Source organism: Streptomyces sp. NPDC017056 (genome assembly GCF_044332485.1).
GTDB lineage: Bacteria > Actinomycetota > Actinomycetes > Streptomycetales > Streptomycetaceae > Streptomyces.
This window is the reverse complement of sequence record NZ_JBIRPD010000015.1, coordinates 56,377-71,979: the sequence shown is the minus strand read 5'-3', so window position 1 is coordinate 71,979 and position 15,603 is coordinate 56,377. Positions and strand designations below refer to the sequence as shown.

Annotated in this window: 19 protein-coding genes and 1 pseudogene; 7 read left to right on the top strand and 13 right to left on the bottom strand. The window is 71.0% G+C overall.

Annotated elements, in window-relative coordinates; all coding sequences use genetic code 11:
* Positions 1-17 precede the first annotated feature (17 nt).
* Complete coding sequence (locus tag ACH4OW_RS26190) at positions 18-371, bottom strand: hypothetical protein (protein WP_398030270.1); 354 nt, start codon at positions 369-371, stop codon at positions 18-20.
* Between the two features lie 320 nt (positions 372-691).
* Between ACH4OW_RS26190 and ACH4OW_RS26185 the strand changes: the two genes are divergently transcribed.
* Positions 692-1,645 carry a ribosome-inactivating family protein gene (locus tag ACH4OW_RS26185; protein ID WP_398030269.1) on the top strand — a complete coding sequence of 318 codons (954 nt, stop codon included), beginning with the start codon at positions 692-694 and terminating at the stop codon, positions 1,643-1,645.
* Positions 1,646-2,077: 432 nt separating this feature from the next.
* Here the strand turns inward: ACH4OW_RS26185 and ACH4OW_RS26180 are convergent, their stop codons facing one another.
* From ACH4OW_RS26180 to ACH4OW_RS26140, 9 genes are all read right to left on the bottom strand, one after another.
* Complete coding sequence (locus ACH4OW_RS26180; RefSeq protein ID WP_398030268.1) at positions 2,078-2,563, bottom strand: hypothetical protein; 486 nt, start codon at positions 2,561-2,563, stop codon at positions 2,078-2,080.
* Positions 2,556-2,753 (bottom strand): hypothetical protein, encoded by a 198-nt coding sequence (locus ACH4OW_RS26175; protein WP_398030267.1) that lies wholly within the window; start codon positions 2,751-2,753, stop codon positions 2,556-2,558. Before ACH4OW_RS26175 ends, ACH4OW_RS26180 begins: the two co-directional genes overlap by 8 nt.
* Positions 2,753-3,019: a hypothetical protein gene (locus ACH4OW_RS26170; protein ID WP_398030266.1), complete on the bottom strand. Its 267-nt coding sequence runs from the start codon at positions 3,017-3,019 to the stop codon at positions 2,753-2,755. The genes ACH4OW_RS26175 and ACH4OW_RS26170 overlap by 1 nt, the downstream gene beginning before the upstream one ends.
* Before the next feature lie 189 nt (positions 3,020-3,208).
* Complete coding sequence (locus ACH4OW_RS26165; protein WP_398030265.1) at positions 3,209-3,400, bottom strand: hypothetical protein; 192 nt, start codon at positions 3,398-3,400, stop codon at positions 3,209-3,211.
* A 532-nt stretch (positions 3,401-3,932) separates the two neighbouring features.
* Positions 3,933-4,190, bottom strand: coding sequence for a hypothetical protein (locus ACH4OW_RS26160; RefSeq protein WP_398030264.1), 258 nt, complete (start codon positions 4,188-4,190; stop codon positions 3,933-3,935).
* Entirely contained in the window at positions 4,183-4,416 is a 234-nt protein-coding gene (locus ACH4OW_RS26155) for a hypothetical protein (RefSeq protein ID WP_398030263.1), read from the bottom strand. Before ACH4OW_RS26155 ends, ACH4OW_RS26160 begins: the two co-directional genes overlap by 8 nt.
* A 17-nt stretch (positions 4,417-4,433) precedes the next feature.
* On the bottom strand, positions 4,434-4,853 hold the full coding sequence (locus tag ACH4OW_RS26150; RefSeq protein ID WP_398030262.1) for a hypothetical protein: 420 nt from the start codon (positions 4,851-4,853) through the stop codon (positions 4,434-4,436).
* Between the two features lie 53 nt (positions 4,854-4,906).
* Entirely contained in the window at positions 4,907-5,263 is a 357-nt protein-coding gene (locus ACH4OW_RS26145; RefSeq protein WP_398030261.1) for a hypothetical protein, read from the bottom strand.
* A 134-nt stretch (positions 5,264-5,397) separates the two neighbouring features.
* Positions 5,398-5,577: a hypothetical protein gene (locus ACH4OW_RS26140; protein ID WP_398030260.1), complete on the bottom strand. Its 180-nt coding sequence runs from the start codon at positions 5,575-5,577 to the stop codon at positions 5,398-5,400.
* Positions 5,578-6,063: 486 nt separating this feature from the next.
* Between ACH4OW_RS26140 and ACH4OW_RS26135 the strand changes: the two genes are divergently transcribed.
* Together ACH4OW_RS26135 and ACH4OW_RS26130 are read left to right on the top strand one after the other, a co-directional pair.
* Positions 6,064-6,348 (top strand): hypothetical protein, encoded by a 285-nt coding sequence (locus ACH4OW_RS26135; protein ID WP_398030259.1) that lies wholly within the window; start codon positions 6,064-6,066, stop codon positions 6,346-6,348.
* A gap of 187 nt (positions 6,349-6,535) precedes the next feature.
* Positions 6,536-6,652 (top strand): annotated as a pseudogene (locus ACH4OW_RS26130) (glutathione peroxidase); the annotation flags it as partial.
* 7 nt (positions 6,653-6,659) lie between these two features.
* On the opposite strand, the gene ACH4OW_RS26125 reads toward ACH4OW_RS26130, so the two are convergent.
* On the bottom strand, positions 6,660-7,133 hold the full coding sequence (locus tag ACH4OW_RS26125) for an STAS domain-containing protein (RefSeq protein ID WP_398030258.1): 474 nt from the start codon (positions 7,131-7,133) through the stop codon (positions 6,660-6,662).
* A gap of 665 nt (positions 7,134-7,798) precedes the next feature.
* Between ACH4OW_RS26125 and ACH4OW_RS26120 the strand changes: the two genes are divergently transcribed.
* Positions 7,799-9,382: a GAF domain-containing protein gene (locus ACH4OW_RS26120; RefSeq protein WP_398030257.1), complete on the top strand. Its 1,584-nt coding sequence runs from the start codon at positions 7,799-7,801 to the stop codon at positions 9,380-9,382.
* A 39-nt stretch (positions 9,383-9,421) separates the two neighbouring features.
* Here the strand turns inward: ACH4OW_RS26120 and ACH4OW_RS26115 are convergent, their stop codons facing one another.
* Positions 9,422-10,708 (bottom strand): SLC13 family permease, encoded by a 1,287-nt coding sequence (locus tag ACH4OW_RS26115; protein ID WP_398030256.1) that lies wholly within the window; start codon positions 10,706-10,708, stop codon positions 9,422-9,424.
* Positions 10,709-10,844: 136 nt separating this feature from the next.
* Between ACH4OW_RS26115 and ACH4OW_RS26110 the strand changes: the two genes are divergently transcribed.
* Positions 10,845-11,423 (top strand): GNAT family N-acetyltransferase, encoded by a 579-nt coding sequence (locus ACH4OW_RS26110; protein WP_360139558.1) that lies wholly within the window; start codon positions 10,845-10,847, stop codon positions 11,421-11,423.
* A 125-nt stretch (positions 11,424-11,548) separates the two neighbouring features.
* The gene (locus ACH4OW_RS26105) at positions 11,549-12,904 is read left to right on the top strand and encodes an NAD(P)/FAD-dependent oxidoreductase (RefSeq protein WP_360139555.1); all 1,356 of its coding nucleotides are present in this window, start codon (positions 11,549-11,551) and stop codon (positions 12,902-12,904) included.
* Positions 12,905-12,943: 39 nt separating this feature from the next.
* Here ACH4OW_RS26105 and ACH4OW_RS26100 read toward each other — a convergent pair whose 3' ends face one another.
* Positions 12,944-13,372 carry a metalloregulator ArsR/SmtB family transcription factor gene (locus ACH4OW_RS26100; RefSeq protein WP_360139552.1) on the bottom strand — a complete coding sequence of 143 codons (429 nt, stop codon included), beginning with the start codon at positions 13,370-13,372 and terminating at the stop codon, positions 12,944-12,946.
* Between the two features lie 218 nt (positions 13,373-13,590).
* Here ACH4OW_RS26100 and ACH4OW_RS26095 point away from each other — a divergent pair, with 218 nt between their 5' ends.
* Positions 13,591-15,507, top strand: a complete 1,917-nt coding sequence (locus ACH4OW_RS26095) for an ABC transporter ATP-binding protein (protein ID WP_360139549.1) — start codon at positions 13,591-13,593, stop codon at positions 15,505-15,507.
* Positions 15,508-15,603 lie beyond the last annotated feature (96 nt).

The window sequence follows — 15,603 nt, the reverse complement described above, 5'->3', positions numbered from 1 at the left end:
CGTGATCGGTGGGGTGGTTACGGCACGTCGTGCTCCAGTACCCACATGGCGTGCTCCTGCCGTGTGTAGTGGCGCGGGTCCTCGTCCCAGCACAGGTTGCCGGCCGGGGCGGGGCCGCGGGTGGTGCCGTACGCGCGGCCGTAGTCGAGCAGAACCTGTGCGTACTCGTTGGCGTCAACGAGGTACTCGGCGGCACAGGGCGCTTGGCCGGGAGGCAGCTCGGCCTCGGCGAGCCGGTCGAGGGCGGCGGCGCGCCGGACCAGGTACTCCCGCGTCAGGGGCCGGTTGTCACCGTGACCACCGACGTCGGGATGGCGGCTCAGGCTGTCGACTGCGATCAGCTCGAAGGTGAAGCCGGGCGGCACCGTCATGGCCGCACCCTATCCGCCGGGAGCTTTCGCCTGCGTGAGCGCCGTGCGGAGCGGGAGCGGTGCCTGGGCGCCAGGGTTAGATCACCGTTAGATAAGCGTTAGGTCCGCACGGCAGGGTCAGGGACGTCCGCTGTGGCCGTGGCGTGGTCTGCCCTGCGCTTCGGCGGTCGATGCCGACTGCCTGATGCGTACGGGCGGTCGGCATCGACGGGCAAGGCAGCGGCACCGGCATTCGCCTGTATCGCAAGCTGACGCCTTGCCGAGACATTCTCGCGGAGTCCCGCTGGGGGGCTCTGCGTCGAAGCGTAGGGAGAGCTTCCGTGCATCCAGTGTCCTCCGCGCGCCGCGTCGGCAGACGCCTTGGCGTGCTGCTTCTTGCTTTGCTCACTACATGCGGGCTGCTGGACGCCAACGCCACACCGGCTCACGCGCAAACACTGGCGCCATGGACCCAAGTGACCTGGGATGTCGAGAACTTGGCCTATTCGGGCGCCAATGGCAATGGCGCGCAGAGATACCTCAATCTCATCAACAACATACGCGGGTTGGCCGGAGAGCACATCGGCAATGGGACGGATAGGCAGAACCTATGGGAAACCGAAGGCTACCAGAACCGTTTCATCGAGGTCCGGGTCACCGCCTATGAGCGGCATTTCCTGTCACTGTACTTCCGGACAAACGACATGTATCTCGTCGGAATTGCCGCCGGCGGCAGAAGGTATCAGTTCTCCCGCGACGGCGATGGAAGTCCACTGGCCAGGGCGTACAGGGATTTCTACCGGAACGATCCAGCTCCGGACTTCCAGACGATCGGATATAGCGAGAATTACGCCATCCTAGACCCCAATCAACAGCGCGCCACCGAACCGTACACTCCGCGGGTAGTGTACAGTCGATTGAACAGACTCGGCGAAATGACGCGAGCGAACGCGAACACCCGCCGCCTCGACTTCGCCTATGTCGCTCAACTCACCTCGGAAGCTGTCCGCTTCGATTGGATCCGCGATCGCATCTTCCAAACGTTGCGAGACGGCGTTTCCGAGCCGGACGACCAACGAAACCAATACGATCACGTCGGCAGCTTCGGTGTAGCCCTGGAAAACAACTGGACGACACTGTCCACCCTCGTCTATCACGTGTTGTACGGTGGCGCGCTGGTGCTGGCCACCGTGGATGGACGCGTGTATCGCACCATCCGAGACATCCTGCGGGGCGGCGAGGGCCTACCGAGAATCGGGGGTTTTCTCGCGAATAGCAAACACAGAGGCGCCTGACCCGGCTCGCTGGATGCCAGCAGGATAGTACGTCGCGGCCCAGGCTAAAATCGGCCGCACGCCGAGGCAGGCGGGTGCGCGCCAGGTGCGTAGACTGCTCACACGGCACTCATAGTGCGCTAAGCCCACACACCCGTGGCGACAGGGCAGACCGGTGTAGTGGTCCCGCAGGAACGGAAGGCCCGTCGCCGGGCACCGCGCCGCGCAGGAATACACGAAAGACCCGCGACAAGGGTAGACAAAAAAGCCCCACCGAGTACGTTGACGGTGGTGGTGAATTCGATGGCTATGTGACGATGGCCTGCACGGCTCCGTTGGGGTGGTGCAGGCCGTCGTTGTGTTCAGGGACAGAATCGTGACATTGCATGGGTGCGGAACTGGCGGGCACTCCTCATGTAACCGCACAGGGCGGCGGGGCGGGAATGTCGGTAATCAACTCTTCTTCGTATGGCACCCGTACACGCAGCGCGCCGTGCAGAACTTGCACTGGGCCGGTGCCTTGGCACCTGCCCGGCCGGCCGTCCCCTGGCAGTAGCCGTGCTCCCCGTGCAGGCAGCCGGTGGACAGGTAGCGGTGAAAGCCTTCTTCGACGGGGTGGAAGGGAAGGATGGCACCCAGAATGGCGTCGGCGTACCGCTGCAACTGGCTGATCAGGGACGGCTGGAGGCGGTCCTCGGCACGGCCGACTGGCTCCGGGTCGTCCCATACGATGCGGGTGGCCCCGCCGTGCCCGTGGACGGTTTCGGCGTCGTCCAGGCGATCCCAGTGGACTATGGAGGGGCGGGTGCCGCGCCAGCGGATGGATGCGGTGCCGTCGGGCCACAGGACGCCGTCGGCGACGTGCCCGGTACCGGACATGCCCGTGACGTCGGCGTCGCGCTGGAGATGGAAGCGGCGGGGCGTGGTGTCGTCAGTCATGACCTTCCTCGTTTTCTGCGCGCTCGGTCTCGGAGGCCACGCAGTAGCCGAAGGCCGGGTGTTCGGTCTCCGGTGTCAGCGCGTCCAGCAGTCTCTGCGCTGTCGCCTGCGCCGCAGCGAGCGCTTCGGCCGAGCTGCCGCTGACGCGGATCGAGATCCGCAGCCCTGCGGTCTTCACGGTCAGGCGCATCAGCCGCCGCCCCCGGGCTGCTCACCCTGCCCCGCCCAGCGCCTGCCGTCCGCGTCCTGGTGCACGGGGCCGTCGTGCCCGCGGCGCAGGACGCAGGGGCCGAAGACGGCCCGTTCCTCCGCCACTGATGCGCCGGTCGCCGAAGCGTCACAGGTGCCTGCCGCCTGTACCTCCTTCTCGAAGGCTTCGATCAGGTCCAGCCCGTCGGGGCGCCACGGTCCTCGTACCGCGAGGACTCGGGAGAGCGCGGCTCGTGCTGTGGTCATGGGGGTCCTCTTATTCGTCCAGCCCGAGTGCGGACAGCACGTACGCCCGGTCCCCGGGGCCTTGTGCGCAGCGGCCGATGAGCCGACGCGCCGCCGCCCTCTCGGACGGCGTGGTGGCGCGCAGCGGTACGCATTTCCCGCGCCGACGTGGTTCGCCGGCGCGGGGGATGCCCGCGGTGCGCTGGGCGGTCATCCGTCGCCGTGGTCCAGGCACGGGAACGGCTTGCCGCAGATGGGGCACACGGGCTCGGCCGGGCAGTCCGGCAGCGGTGCCGCGGTCGTCGTGGTGGCGCGTACGCCCCGCCAGTACGCCCGGCGCAGGAAGGCCCACGGGCGGGCGCTCCCGTGCCCCGTGCGCAACTGCTGCGGTCGGGCGCCCACCGCATCGCGTCGTCGCTGACGTAGTCGGCCAGCACACGGTCAATGTGTGCGACCGTGCGGCGCGGCGAGGGAACGGCGGACGGTCGCGGTGCGGGCTCGGCAAAGAACTCCAGCGCGGCATCCAGCACATGCTGTTCGTCCGGCCGGTAGGCCATCACCCGGCAGAAATGATCGTTGATGAGCTGGAACGCGTGCTGCGGCTCGCGATGGTAGAGATCACGGTAGATGTCGGCCGCGAGGCGGCCGAACGGGGAGGCGTACCGCCAGTCGACGGGAAGTCCCCGGGTGACGAGGTATTCGGCGACGGTGATCTTCATGGTTCCCTCCCCTGCCTGTTTTCTTCCCCTTCCATTATCAGCCCAACACGTAGGTTTGATAATACCCCTACACGTAGGGCTTGGTGATTCTTTGCGGCGCTCATGAAGCAGCCGCCCTGCCCGGGAAGGGATTGCGGGCAGGGCGGCAGCGGGGGCCCGCCCCGGAACGCGGGGCCGTGGGGAGGGGGCGCGCTCCGGGGCGGGAGCCTGGGCAATCAGCCGTCCAGCTTCGTGATCTGCGGTTCGCCACTGTCACTTGTCACGACTTCCCAGTCACCGTCGATATTCAGTGACTGGTTGCGGCTGTCTGCGCACTGATGGCACAGGATGGGGGTCTCCAGTTCGGGGTCGCCCCACAACGCATCTTCGAGCTGCTGCGGCGTGGCGCCGTCCGGCGCCTCGAACTCCACGACGCAACTGGCCAGCTGGGTCAGTGTGGCCCGGTACCTCGCCATGGCATTCTCCTCAGTCATCGAAGCCGGACCATGCCGCGACCGGCACGCCCAGCGCGGTCAGGTCGGCGTCTGCGAAGTAGGCGGCCGGATTGTTCTCCGCATAGTCCGCGTCGAACCACGGGGCAGGATCGCTTGGAAAGCGCGGGGCCCACACGACATCGCGGTCGTCACGGGTACGATGGATTTTCACCTGGCGGCGGATACCGTCGTCGTCCGTGTACGTCCACGCGCAGGGACTGGGCACGGCTGCCTCCCTCCGCCTCAGAGATCCGTGGCGACTTCGAGCCGCCACACCGGGTCGTCGTCCGCGTGGCTGACCCGGGCGGTCTCGCCGCAGACGTGCCGCACCATCCGGCCGTCCGCCTCCGTCAGATCCAGGCCCGGCCGCTCGCCGGCCAGTTCCAGCGCGTTCAGTGCGTCGCGCAGGTTCTGCCACAGCCGGACGCGGTCCCGGTGCCACCGCTCGGCAGCTTCGGCGGACAGAGGGGCAGGTACGGCCGGCTCCTTCGATCCGGCGTTCTCCTGATCCTCGGGACCTTCCATCGCGCGACCGCACAGCTCTGCGGACAGTTCCCGCAGGTCGCCCATCGTCAGACCGGTGCGGGCGCCGGGGCGGTACATGCCGGACGTCGCCTGGATCATCAGCCGGTCGCCCGGCAGGTCCGCGAACAGTTCCAGCACGTGCGACAGGGCCTCGCCGGCGGCTAACTGGACTTGCGGTGAGTGCTACCAGCTCACGACACGCCCATGATGCGGCTGTCACTTTTACCGAACAAAACAGACGCACAGTAAGTTGTCTCTGCCGCCGTTGCGAGAGCTGATTGGGCGGCAAAAGTCGCATTCAGCCGCACTCGGTTGGGACTTCCCTCGGGCGCGGGAAGCAGTTCGGCGACAGTTGCCTCCAGTGCCGCGCCTCCGTGTTCTGTTACGTGCTTGACCTGAGCGATGAAGCCGGTCCAGTAGCCGCGGTTATGTGTGTCCTGAGCCGCTGCATTCCGGAGAGCGGCAACGAATGCGTCGGCGGCTTCCGTCAACCCTTCGACAGCCTTCAGCGATTCGCGCGACACCTGCTGTTGACCGGATGTCTCCACGCCCTCCCCCCTCTCGGAGCTTTGGATTCTTCGAGTGCCCGGCGGGGGAGTCGAACCCCTTGCCGCGCCCCTAGCGGGGCTGGCTCGCCATCGCCCTACCCGGGCAGGCTGGGTGTCCCTCGCGGGGCTGCGGATCAGCGCCATGCGATGTCCGCTGCGACTTCCCCGTCACCGAACACCCCCGCCGACTGCACCCCGTAGCCGACGTAAACCTTGACGTCCTGCCGGATGTTGGCAGCGCCTTCGACGCCGAACGCCTCGGTCCACTGGGCCGGGTCTTCGAGTTCAACGGTGATGGTGACGGCGATCTTCATGGCCCCTCCCCGAGCCGGGTGTGCGGTCAGTGCCCCGGACCGGATTCGAACCGGTCATGTTCTCCGTACGGGACTTGTTGGACGGCGGCGAGTGCCCCCGCCGCCGTCCGGGGAACCGGCCGGTTTCCCCTGGGCCTTGCCTTGCTTTACGGAAGGCTCTCCGGTCCCCGCTAAGGGACGGAGTGCCTTCCGCGCCGTGCCCGCGCTCCCCGCTAAGGGCTGCACGGGCCGTACTTGGGCGGTCGTTTTAGCCGACGTTGCCGGGTCCCCCCCGGTCGTACGCCCCTCCGGCGTCGGTGCCCCGGTCTGCGTTTGCGGCGACGTCCGTGGTGACCGTGGCCGGGGCTGGCGCTGCTCTCTCTTTTCTGTTGTCTTCTTTTCCTGACTCCATAATGACCCCAACACATAGGGCTGTCAACATCCCAACTCATTGGGCTTCATGATTCTTCTCTTGATCCCGATGAGTAGGGCTGTAACATCAGCGGCATGGCTGACGACTGGACACCCGGCGAGGCAACCGCAGCGCGGTACGCGAAGTACCGCCGCGCCCTGAAGGCCGCGCGCGAGATGAAGGAGGAGATCCGGGAGCTGGCGCTCGAAGACCTGAGGGCCGGCGCGTCCACCGAGGCGTTGGCCGCACTGACCGGCGAGACCGCCGAGGTCTACCGGCGCCTCGCGCGCGCTCACGGCATCGAGCCGCCCGCGGCGTACAAGGGGCGCGCGGAGCTGTTCCGCCGGCGCGCCCGGCAGGAGGACGGGGAGGACGACTGACCCGCGGCGCCGGGAGACGCAGGCGCACACAGGGACCGCGGCCCATCACGCACGGGCCGCGGTCATGTGCTGTTCGGTTTAGCCTGCGACCATTTCCGGAAACGGGAAACTCTGTCCGAAACGATGGGAACACCTAATCCCACAGGGTGGAGTCTCCGCAGCTCAGGCCCGGGATAATAAAGTTGTGAACTTCGAGAAGTTCCTCGTCGACGGCGCAGGTGCGGTCGTGGGGCGGTTCCGGCCCCGGACGGAGCCCGAGGCCGAGGAGCTGACGGCGGCGATCGAGGCCGCGCTGCCTGCCTGACGTAGCGTCAGGCTACGGCGTTGTCCGTGGGGGTGTCCGGAGTGGCCGGGCACCCCTCGCCCTCGGGCCGCGGCGGACAGGTGCAGGCGTCGTCCCGACCGGGCCCTGCGGTCTCCTTGGCGAGGCCGTAGACGGCGTCGGGGCCCGGATCGAGGCAGAGGTCGAAGAAGGGCAGCAGGCCGGTCAGCCGCAACAGCCGCAGCACGCTGCGGCTCTCCGCGACGCCCGCCAGGCGCAGCCGTCCCGCCTTGACCTCGATACGCCGCCGGGTGCGGCACAGCAACGACAGTCCGCAGCAGTCGATGAAGGTCACCGACCGCACGTCCAGGACGAGGTCCGGGCAGCGCGTACCGGTGATCTCGTCGAGGCGCGCGGCCAGCGCGGTCGCCGCGAGAATGTCCACTTCTCCGCTCAGTTCCACCACGGTGGTCGCGCCCACCACGTGTTCCCGGCTCGCGAAACCCCGTCCCTGGTCCACCATGCCTGTCCCCACCTCCGTGCCGGTGCGCGTGACGCCGCGGCACGCTGGCGGTGGAGACGTACGGAAGATGGGGGACTCGCTCCGGTGCGGTCCCGGCGGGGATGACCACCGTCGGCGTTCGGCATCCGCGCGGCGCCAGCCTTCGGCGGGGTCCGGGTCGTCGGCTGTGCCCTTACGTGTTTACGGCTTACCCTCTGGCCCCCCTGTCAGTCCGGACGGCACATACGTAAAGAAGTTGTCTCAAACTCATGCCATGGGCCTGGTCGGTGGACATCGGGCTTCCGGAAACTGCGCCGCCTGCGGCCGTAGCGGTGACCGGTACGCGGCCGGTGGCCGGGGCGTCGGGTGCAACGGGAGCGGGGCCGGTGACCCCCGGGGCGGCAAGCACCTGCGGGCGGCACCCCGGCGATCGGCCGGTCCGACGAAAGACCGAGCGATTTCAGGACACTGCTTATCCTTTTCCTACGCGTTCCCTCCGCGCCTGCCTCGCGCCAAGCAGTCACAAGTTCATTCATTCGGACGAACTAGACTGAATTCAGCCATCCAGTTGTCAGGGGCGCGTTACAGACCCGCAGCCGCCTCTGGTTCCGTACGGCGCACGTGGCACACACCGGCAGTGGGCGCGCGGCGCCGAGCCGAGCAGAAACAGGGCAGACGCCGGACCGATGCCGCAGACTCCCGGCCTCCACGGCCCCACCGACCCGCACGGCCCCGCGCCCGTCCGCGCCCCGGACGCCGCCGAGGACACCGCGCAGAGCCTGCGCGAACTGTCCGGCAGCCCCGACGGGCCGGTCCCGCGGCTCCCGCAGCTCCTCGAAGCGATGGTGGCGGTCGGCACCGACCTGGACGTGGACAGCGCGCTGCGCCGCATCGCCGAGACCGCCGCGTCCCTGACCTCCGCCCGGTACGCCGCCATCGGCACCCTGGACGAGGACGGCGAAGGGCCGCCCGGTCTGATCACGTACGGCGTCTCCCCCGACGCCCGCCGCGGGACCGGCCGGCCGTCCGGGCACCCGCCCGAGCGCTCCTTCCTCGACGTACCCGTACAGGTGCACGGCGAGCGCTTCGGGAACCTCTACGTGGCGGACAAGCGGGACGGCGCGGAGTTCGGCGCCGAGGACCTTCACCTGGTGCGGATCCTGGCCACCGAGGCGGGCATCGCCATGGGCAACGCCCGGGCGTACGCCGCCGCCCGGCAGCGCCGCCGCTGGATCGACGGCGCCGCCTCGGTCACCAACGCCCTGCTGGCCGGCCCCGGAACCGGGTCGACGGCCGAGGACGCGCTCACCGTGGTGGCCGAGCGGGGCAGGGAGCTGGCCGAGGCGGCGACCGGTGCCGTCATGCTGCCGCACTCCGAAGGCGGCATGGAGGTCGTGGCGATCTCCACGGTCCTGCCGGACCCCGCCCGCGACGAGGCGTACCGGGGCGTGATCCCGCCGGAGAGCCCGGTCGTCCACCAGATACGGGCCGGGCTCTCGGTCCACTCGGACGACTTCGCGACGGACCCGCGGTCGGTCTCCCCGCTCTCCCGCCACTACGGCCCGACCATGCTGTTGCCGCTGCGCAGCAACGGGAAGGTGCTCGGGGCGCTCGCGCTGTGCCGGGCCTCGGGCGGGCGGCGCTTCACCTCGACCGAGCGGACGCTGGCGGCCCAGTTCGCGGTGCAGGCGGCGCTCGCGCTCGTGATCGCCGACACGCAGCGCGACCGCGAGCGGCTGGCCGTGTACGAGGACCGCGACCGGATCGCCCGCGACCTGCACGATCTGGTCATACAGCGGCTGTTCGCGACGGGGATGCTGCTGGCGGGCGCGCAGCGCAAGGCGGTGGTGCCCGAGGTGCGGGACGGCGTCGGCCGGGCCCTGGACGAACTGGAGGCGACGGTCCAGGAGATACGGACCGCGATCATCGCCCTCCAGCAGGGCCCGGCCGAGGCGCCGGCCGGGTTGCGGACCCGCGTCCTCCAGGAGGCCGGCGCCGCGGCCGCCGTCCTGGGCACCCGGCCGTCGGTGCGGTTCGTGGGTCCGGTGGACGCGCGGGTCGGCGAGGCGAACGGCGAAGAGCTGGTCGAGGCGCTGCGGGCGGCGCTCGCTGAGCCGGGCGGGCGGCGGGGGACGCCGGAACCGGCCCGTATCGACGTGGTGGTCGACGCCACGGCCGTCCTCGGCGACGGGCGGGCGGGGGTGCGGCTGACGGTGACGGAGCGCGAGGGCGAGGGCGACGCGGTGGTGGTCTGGGAAGCGCCGCTGTAGGGCGGAGGGGCGGGCCGCCCGCGGGACCGTACGAGCGCCCTACGTACCGATGACGTTCAGGGCCCCCCACAGCGCCACCGTCGTCAGGACCAGCCCGGCCGGTACGGTCAGCACACCGAGGCGGGTGAAGGTGCCCAGGTCCGGCGCGTCGCCCCGGTCCTGGAGGGTGCGCCGCCACAGGAGTGTGGCCAGCGAGCCGACGTACGTCAGGTTCGGGCCGAGGTTCACGCCGATCAGCACCGCGAGCACGGGCCCGGGGCCGCCGTGTGCCGCGACCGGCAGCAGCGCCAGTACGGCGGGCAGGTTGTTGATGACGTTGGCCAGGAGGGCGGCGAACGCGGCGACCCCGAGCAGCGCGGGCAGCGACGGGCCTTCGGGCAGCAGCCGGTCGACAGCGTCGCCGAGGCCGTTGGCGACCACCGCCTCCACCACGACGCCGAGGGCCAGGACGAAGAGGCAGAAGAACGGATTCGCCGCCCCGGCCATCCCGGCCACGGTGGTCTCCCGGCGCGCGAGCGCGCGTATCCCCAGGGCCAGGACGCCGGCCAGCGCCGCCCAGACCGGGTTGAGCCCGGCGAAGGAGGTCACGACGAAGCCGGCGAGCGTGAGCGAGAGGACCACGAGGGCGAAGACGGGGAGCGGGGGCGAGGGCGGTTCTCCCGCAGGGGCTTCCGCAGGGGATCCGGGCGCGGGCCCGCCGGTGTCCTCCGCCAGCTCCCGCCCGAAGAACTTCCTGAAGACCAGGTACTCGAAGCCCACCGCCACCACCCACGGCAGCGCCATCAGCGCCGCGAACCGCGTGAAGGACAGCCCTGCCGCGCCGAGCGCCAGCAGGTTGGTGAGGTTGGAGACGGGCAACAGCAGCGAGGCGGAGTTCGCCAGGTGGGCGCAGGCGTACAGGTGCGGGCGGGCGCGGGCGCCGGCGTGCGCGGCGGTGGCCACCACCACCGGGGTCAGCAGCACCACCGTCGCGTCCAGGCTGAGCACCGCAGTGACCGCGGCGGCGAGCACGAACACCCCGGCCAGCAGGCGCCGTGGCCGCCCGGCGCAGCGCCGCGCCAAAGCCGCGCCGGCCGCCTCGAACACCCCTTCCCGCGCGCAGAGGTGGGCCAGGACCAGTACCGCGGCCAGGAAGCCGACGACCGGCAGCAGGGTGCGCACCTGGGTCCACGCCGCGGCGGGCGACACCGCGCCGGCCAGGACCAGCAGGCCCGCCGCCGGCACGGCCACCACGGCTTCGGGCGCGCCGCCCGGCCTGCGTACGGCGAAGACCAGCACGCAGACCAGCAGCAGGAGGGACAGGATCTCGGCGACGGCGGTACTCACCCCCGCAAACTACAGGGGCTGATCCACAGCCCCGTATCGCCCCACTTAGGGTGGGTTCGTACCGTCACTGGCGTGCATCCGGCCCGCCTTTCCGACCGCCTACGCCACCTCCGCACCACCGAAAGGAGCGCCGGCCATGCCGACCCCGGCCGCGCACGACACCGGACCCGACCCCGGGATCACCCTGCACCCGATGGACCCCGGGCACCTGCCGGCCGTCCTGGAGCTGGGCTGCCGGGTCTACGACACCGGAGCCATGCCGTACACCGGCTGGTCGCTGACCGCCGTCGCCACCCACCTCGACGCCTCCGTGCCCGCCTGCCGCGTCGCCCTGGCCGGTGAGCGGCTGGCGGGCTTCGTGCTCGGCTCGATGACCTTCGAGCAGCGCGAGGACTGGGGGTACATGGAGTGGATCGCGGTGGACCCGGACTTCCAGGGGCGCGGGGTGGCCGGCCGGCTCGTACAGGACTGCTGCGCCGTACTGACCGAGGCCGGCGCCTCGTCGGTGGTGACCGACGTGGAGGTGAACAACACCGCGTCGGCGGCGCTGATGCGCCGCAACGGCTTCACCGAGGGCGTCACCGTCACCCTGTTCGTCCGGCCGGGCAGCGACGGGGCGCCGCACCGCGGCGGCATCTCCCTGCCGCACTTCGCCCGCACCGGCCGCCCCCGGCCCACCCGCCACGACGGCCGCCGGGCCGAGGGCACGGTGTAACGCCAGGGACGCGTGTTTCTCACCCGGTCGCAGGAGGTACCCGGTGGGCGCGGTGGCGAGGCCCGCCGCCCCGTGCCAGCGTGGCCGGGAGCCGACACAGCTGCCGACAGAGGCGAGGACGCGTCATGGAACGACCCAGAGTCCTGATCGTGGGCGGCGGCTTCGCCGGGGTGGAGTGCGCCCGGGGCCTGGAGCACGGGCTGTCCGCCGAGACGGCCGAGATCGTGCTCGTCACGCCCAACAACTACGAGCTGTACCTGCCGCTGCTCCCCCACGTCGCCGCCGGGGTGGTCACCCCGCAGTCGATCGCGCCCTCCCTGCGGCGCATCCTGCGGCGCACGCGCCTGGTGCCCGGCGGCGTGGTCGGCATCGACACCGCGGCCAAGATCTGCGTGGTGCGGCTGATCACGGGCGAGACCACCGACATCCGCTACGACCGGCTGGTGCTGACGCCCGGCAGCATCACCCGTACGTTCGACATCCCCGGCCTGACGGACTACGCGCGCGGCATGAAGACGCTCGCCGAAGCCGCGTACATCCGCGACCACGTCATCGCCCAGCTCGACATCGCCGCCGCCTCCACGGACCCGCAGGAGCGCGCGGCGCGGCTCCAGTTCGTCGTCGTGGGCGGCGGGTACGCGGGCACGGAGACGGTCGCCTACCTCCAGCGGCTCACCAACGCGGCCGCCCGGCGCTACCCGCGCCTGGACCCCACCCAGATCAAGTGGCACCTCATCGACATCGCGCCGAAGCTGATGCCCGAGCTGGGCGACCGGCTCGGGCAGAAGGCGCTGGAGCTGATGCGGCGGCGCGGCACGGAGGTCTCGCTCGGCGTGTCGGTCGCCGAAGTGACCGAGGACTGCGTGGAGTTCACGGACGGCCGGGTGCTGCCGTGCCGGACGCTGATCTGGACCGCCGGCGTGGCGGCCAGCCCGCTGATCGGCACGCTGGGCGCGGAGACGGTACGCGGCCGTCTCGTCGTGGACGCCGATCTGACCGTGCCGGGCATGCCAGACGTGCTGGCCTGCGGGGACGCGGCGGCCGTGCCGGACCTGACGAAGGGTGCCGGCGCGGTCTGCCCGCCCACGGCCCAGCATGCGCAGCGGCAGGGCAAGCACGCCGCCCGCAACATCATCGCCGGGCTGCGCGGCACCCCGCGTGCCCCCTACCGGCACAAGGACCTCGGCCTGGTCGTCGACCTCGGCGGCATCGACGCGGTGTCCAAGCCGCTGGGGTACGAGCTGACCGGGCTGCCCGCCCAGGTGGCGGCGCGCGGCTACCACCTGCTGGCGCTGCGCACGGGTGTCGCCAGGTTCCGTACCGTCGCGAACTGGCTGATCAACGCCACCGCCGGCGACGATTTCGTGCGGACCGGCTTCCAGGCGGAGAAGCCCGCGACGCTGCGCGACTTCGAGCGGACCGACGTCTACCTCTCCCAGGACGACGTACGGGAGCGACTGGGGGCGCGCGGAGCGAGCTGAGAGCCTGCGCGCGGGAGCGCACGCCGGGCGGGTTGCCGGTCAGTGCCCGGAGGTCTTCGCCCCGCCCCCGGCCCGCCCGGTGCCCGCCGCCCCTTCGGGGCCTCCGGCTGCCGCCGTGCCGGGCAGGTCGCGTGCGCCGAGCCGCAGGTGCTCGATGTGGTAGACGGCTTCGTCCAGGAGCTGGGCGACGTGCGTGTCGTACAGGCTGTAGACGATCCGGCGGCCGCAGCGGGACCCCGTGACCAGGCCGAGCGCCCGCAGCAGCCGCAGCTGGTGGGAGACCGCCGACTGCTCCATGCCGACCGCGTCGGCGAGTTCGCCGACCGGGCAGGGGCCCTGGCGGAGCCGGGTGAGGATCATCAGCCGCGACGGGGTGGCCAGCGCTTGGAGAGTGGCGGCGATGGTCGCGGCGGCGTCCGCGTCCAGGTGTGCTGCCGGGGTGGTCCTGCCGTCGACTCCGTGTCCCATGCGCCTCATCGTATCTTCGGCAACACTTGAAGATGTCTTCATGCATACGGGAATGACGTTCGACCGTGCCGACAGGGCTCAACGGGTTGCGGCTGCCGCGCGCCACGAGGGAATCACTTGACCTCAACATTGGTTGAGGTCATAGCTTCGGGTCCGGTCGCCGGTCACCACGGCCCGCGACCGATACCGAGCCGACCACGCCGCCCCGGAGGACCGCGATGGACATGGAAGTCACCGCCTGGCATTCGCTGCACAGCACCATGAACGCGCAGCGCGACCGGCGCCCGTTCTCCCGCGCGACGCTGCGGCGCATCGCCGCCTTCGCGCGCCCCCACCGCCGCGCGCTGACCTGGTTCCTGGTGCTCAGCACGGTGACCGCCGCGCTCGCGGTCGCCACCCCGCTCCTCGCGGGCCGGGTGGTCGACGCCATCGTCGGCGCCGAGGCGGCCGGCACTGTCCTCGGCCTCTCCGGGCTGATCGCCGTCATCGCGGTGGCGGAGGCGGGCCTGGGCCTGCTGGCCCGCCGGCTCTCCGCGGGCCTGGGCGAAAGCCTGATCCTCGACCTGCGGACCACCGTCTACGACCACGTGCAGCGGATGCCGGTCGCCTTCTTCACCCGCACGCGCACGGGGGCCCTGGTCAGCCGCCTGAACAACGATGTGATCGGGGCGCAGCGGGCGTTCAGCGACACGCTGTCCAGCGTGGTCGGCAACGTCGTGACGCTGCTGCTGACGCTCGTGGTGATGCTGAGCCTGTCGTGGCAGATCACGCTGACCGCGCTGGTGCTGCTCCCGGTGTTCGTGCTGCCCGCCCGCCGCGTCGGCCGGCGGCTGGCCGGGCTGCGCCGGGAGGCGGCCGACCACAACGCGGCGATGGGCACCCAGATGACCGAGCGGTTCTCCGCGCCGGGCGCCACCCTGATCAAGCTGTTCGGCCGCCCGTCCCGCGAGTCCGCCGAATTCGCCACCCGTGCCCGGCGGGTACGCGACATCGGCGTCCGTACCGCCATGGTCCAGACGTACTTCGTCACGGCGCTCACCCTGGTGTCCGCCCTCGCCCTGGCCGTCGTCTACGGCCTCGGCGGCTTCCTGGCGCTGCGCGGCCACCTCGAAGCGGGCTCGATCGTCTCGCTGGCGCTGCTGCTGACCCGCCTGTACGCGCCGCTGACGGCCCTGTCCGGCGCGCACACCGAGGTGATGAGCGCGCTGGTCAGCTTCGAGCGGGTCTTCGAGGTGCTCGACCTCAAGCCGCTGATCGAGGAGAAGCCGGACGCCCGCGCCGTGCCGGACGGGCCGGTCTCGGTGGAGTTCGACACCGTGCGCTTCGGCTACCCGTCCGCCGACAAGGTCTCCCTCGCCTCCCTCGAAGAGGTGGCGACCCTGGACACCAGGGGCGGCGCCGAGGTGCTCCACGGTGTCTCCTTCCGCGCCGAGCCGGGACAGATGGTCGCCCTGGTCGGCTCCTCGGGAGCGGGCAAGTCGACGATCGCGCAGCTGCTCCCGCGGCTCTACGACGCGGACACCGGCGCGGTACGGCTGGCCGGCGTGGACGTACGCGACCTGACCGCCGACTCGCTGCGCGACACCCTCGGCATGGTGACCCAGGACGGGCACCTCTTCCACGACACCATCCGCGAGAACCTGCTGCTGGCCAGGCCCGAAGCGGCCGAGGAGGAGCTGTGGGACGCGCTGCGCCGCTCGCGTCTGGACGGCCTGATCGCCTCGCTGCCCGACGGCCTCGACACGGTGGTCGGCGAGCGCGGCTACCGGCTCTCCGGCGGTGAACGGCAGCGGCTGACCATCGCCCGCCTGCTGCTGGCCAGGCCGCGCGTGGTGATCCTGGACGAGGCCACCGCGCACCTGGACAACACCTCGGAAGCGGCGGTGCAGGAGGCGCTGACCGAGGCCCTGGAGGGCCGTACCTCCGTGGTCATCGCCCACCGGCTGTCGACCGTACGGGCCGCCGACCTGATCCTGGTGGTGGAGGACGGGCGGATCGTGGAGCGCGGCACCCACGACGCGCTGCTCGCGGCGGGCGGCCGCTACCAGGAGCTGTACCGCACCCAGTTCGCGCAGTCGGAGACCTCCGAGGGGCGCGCCGCCGGCGAAACGCCGGAGCCGGCCCCGGCGCACTGACCGGCCGCGCCGCCCGCGGGTCCCCGTCTGCCGGCGGGGGCCCGCGGCCGTACCCGCCCCGTCCTCTTGGCGGGGACCTGCGCATGCCGAAAACTG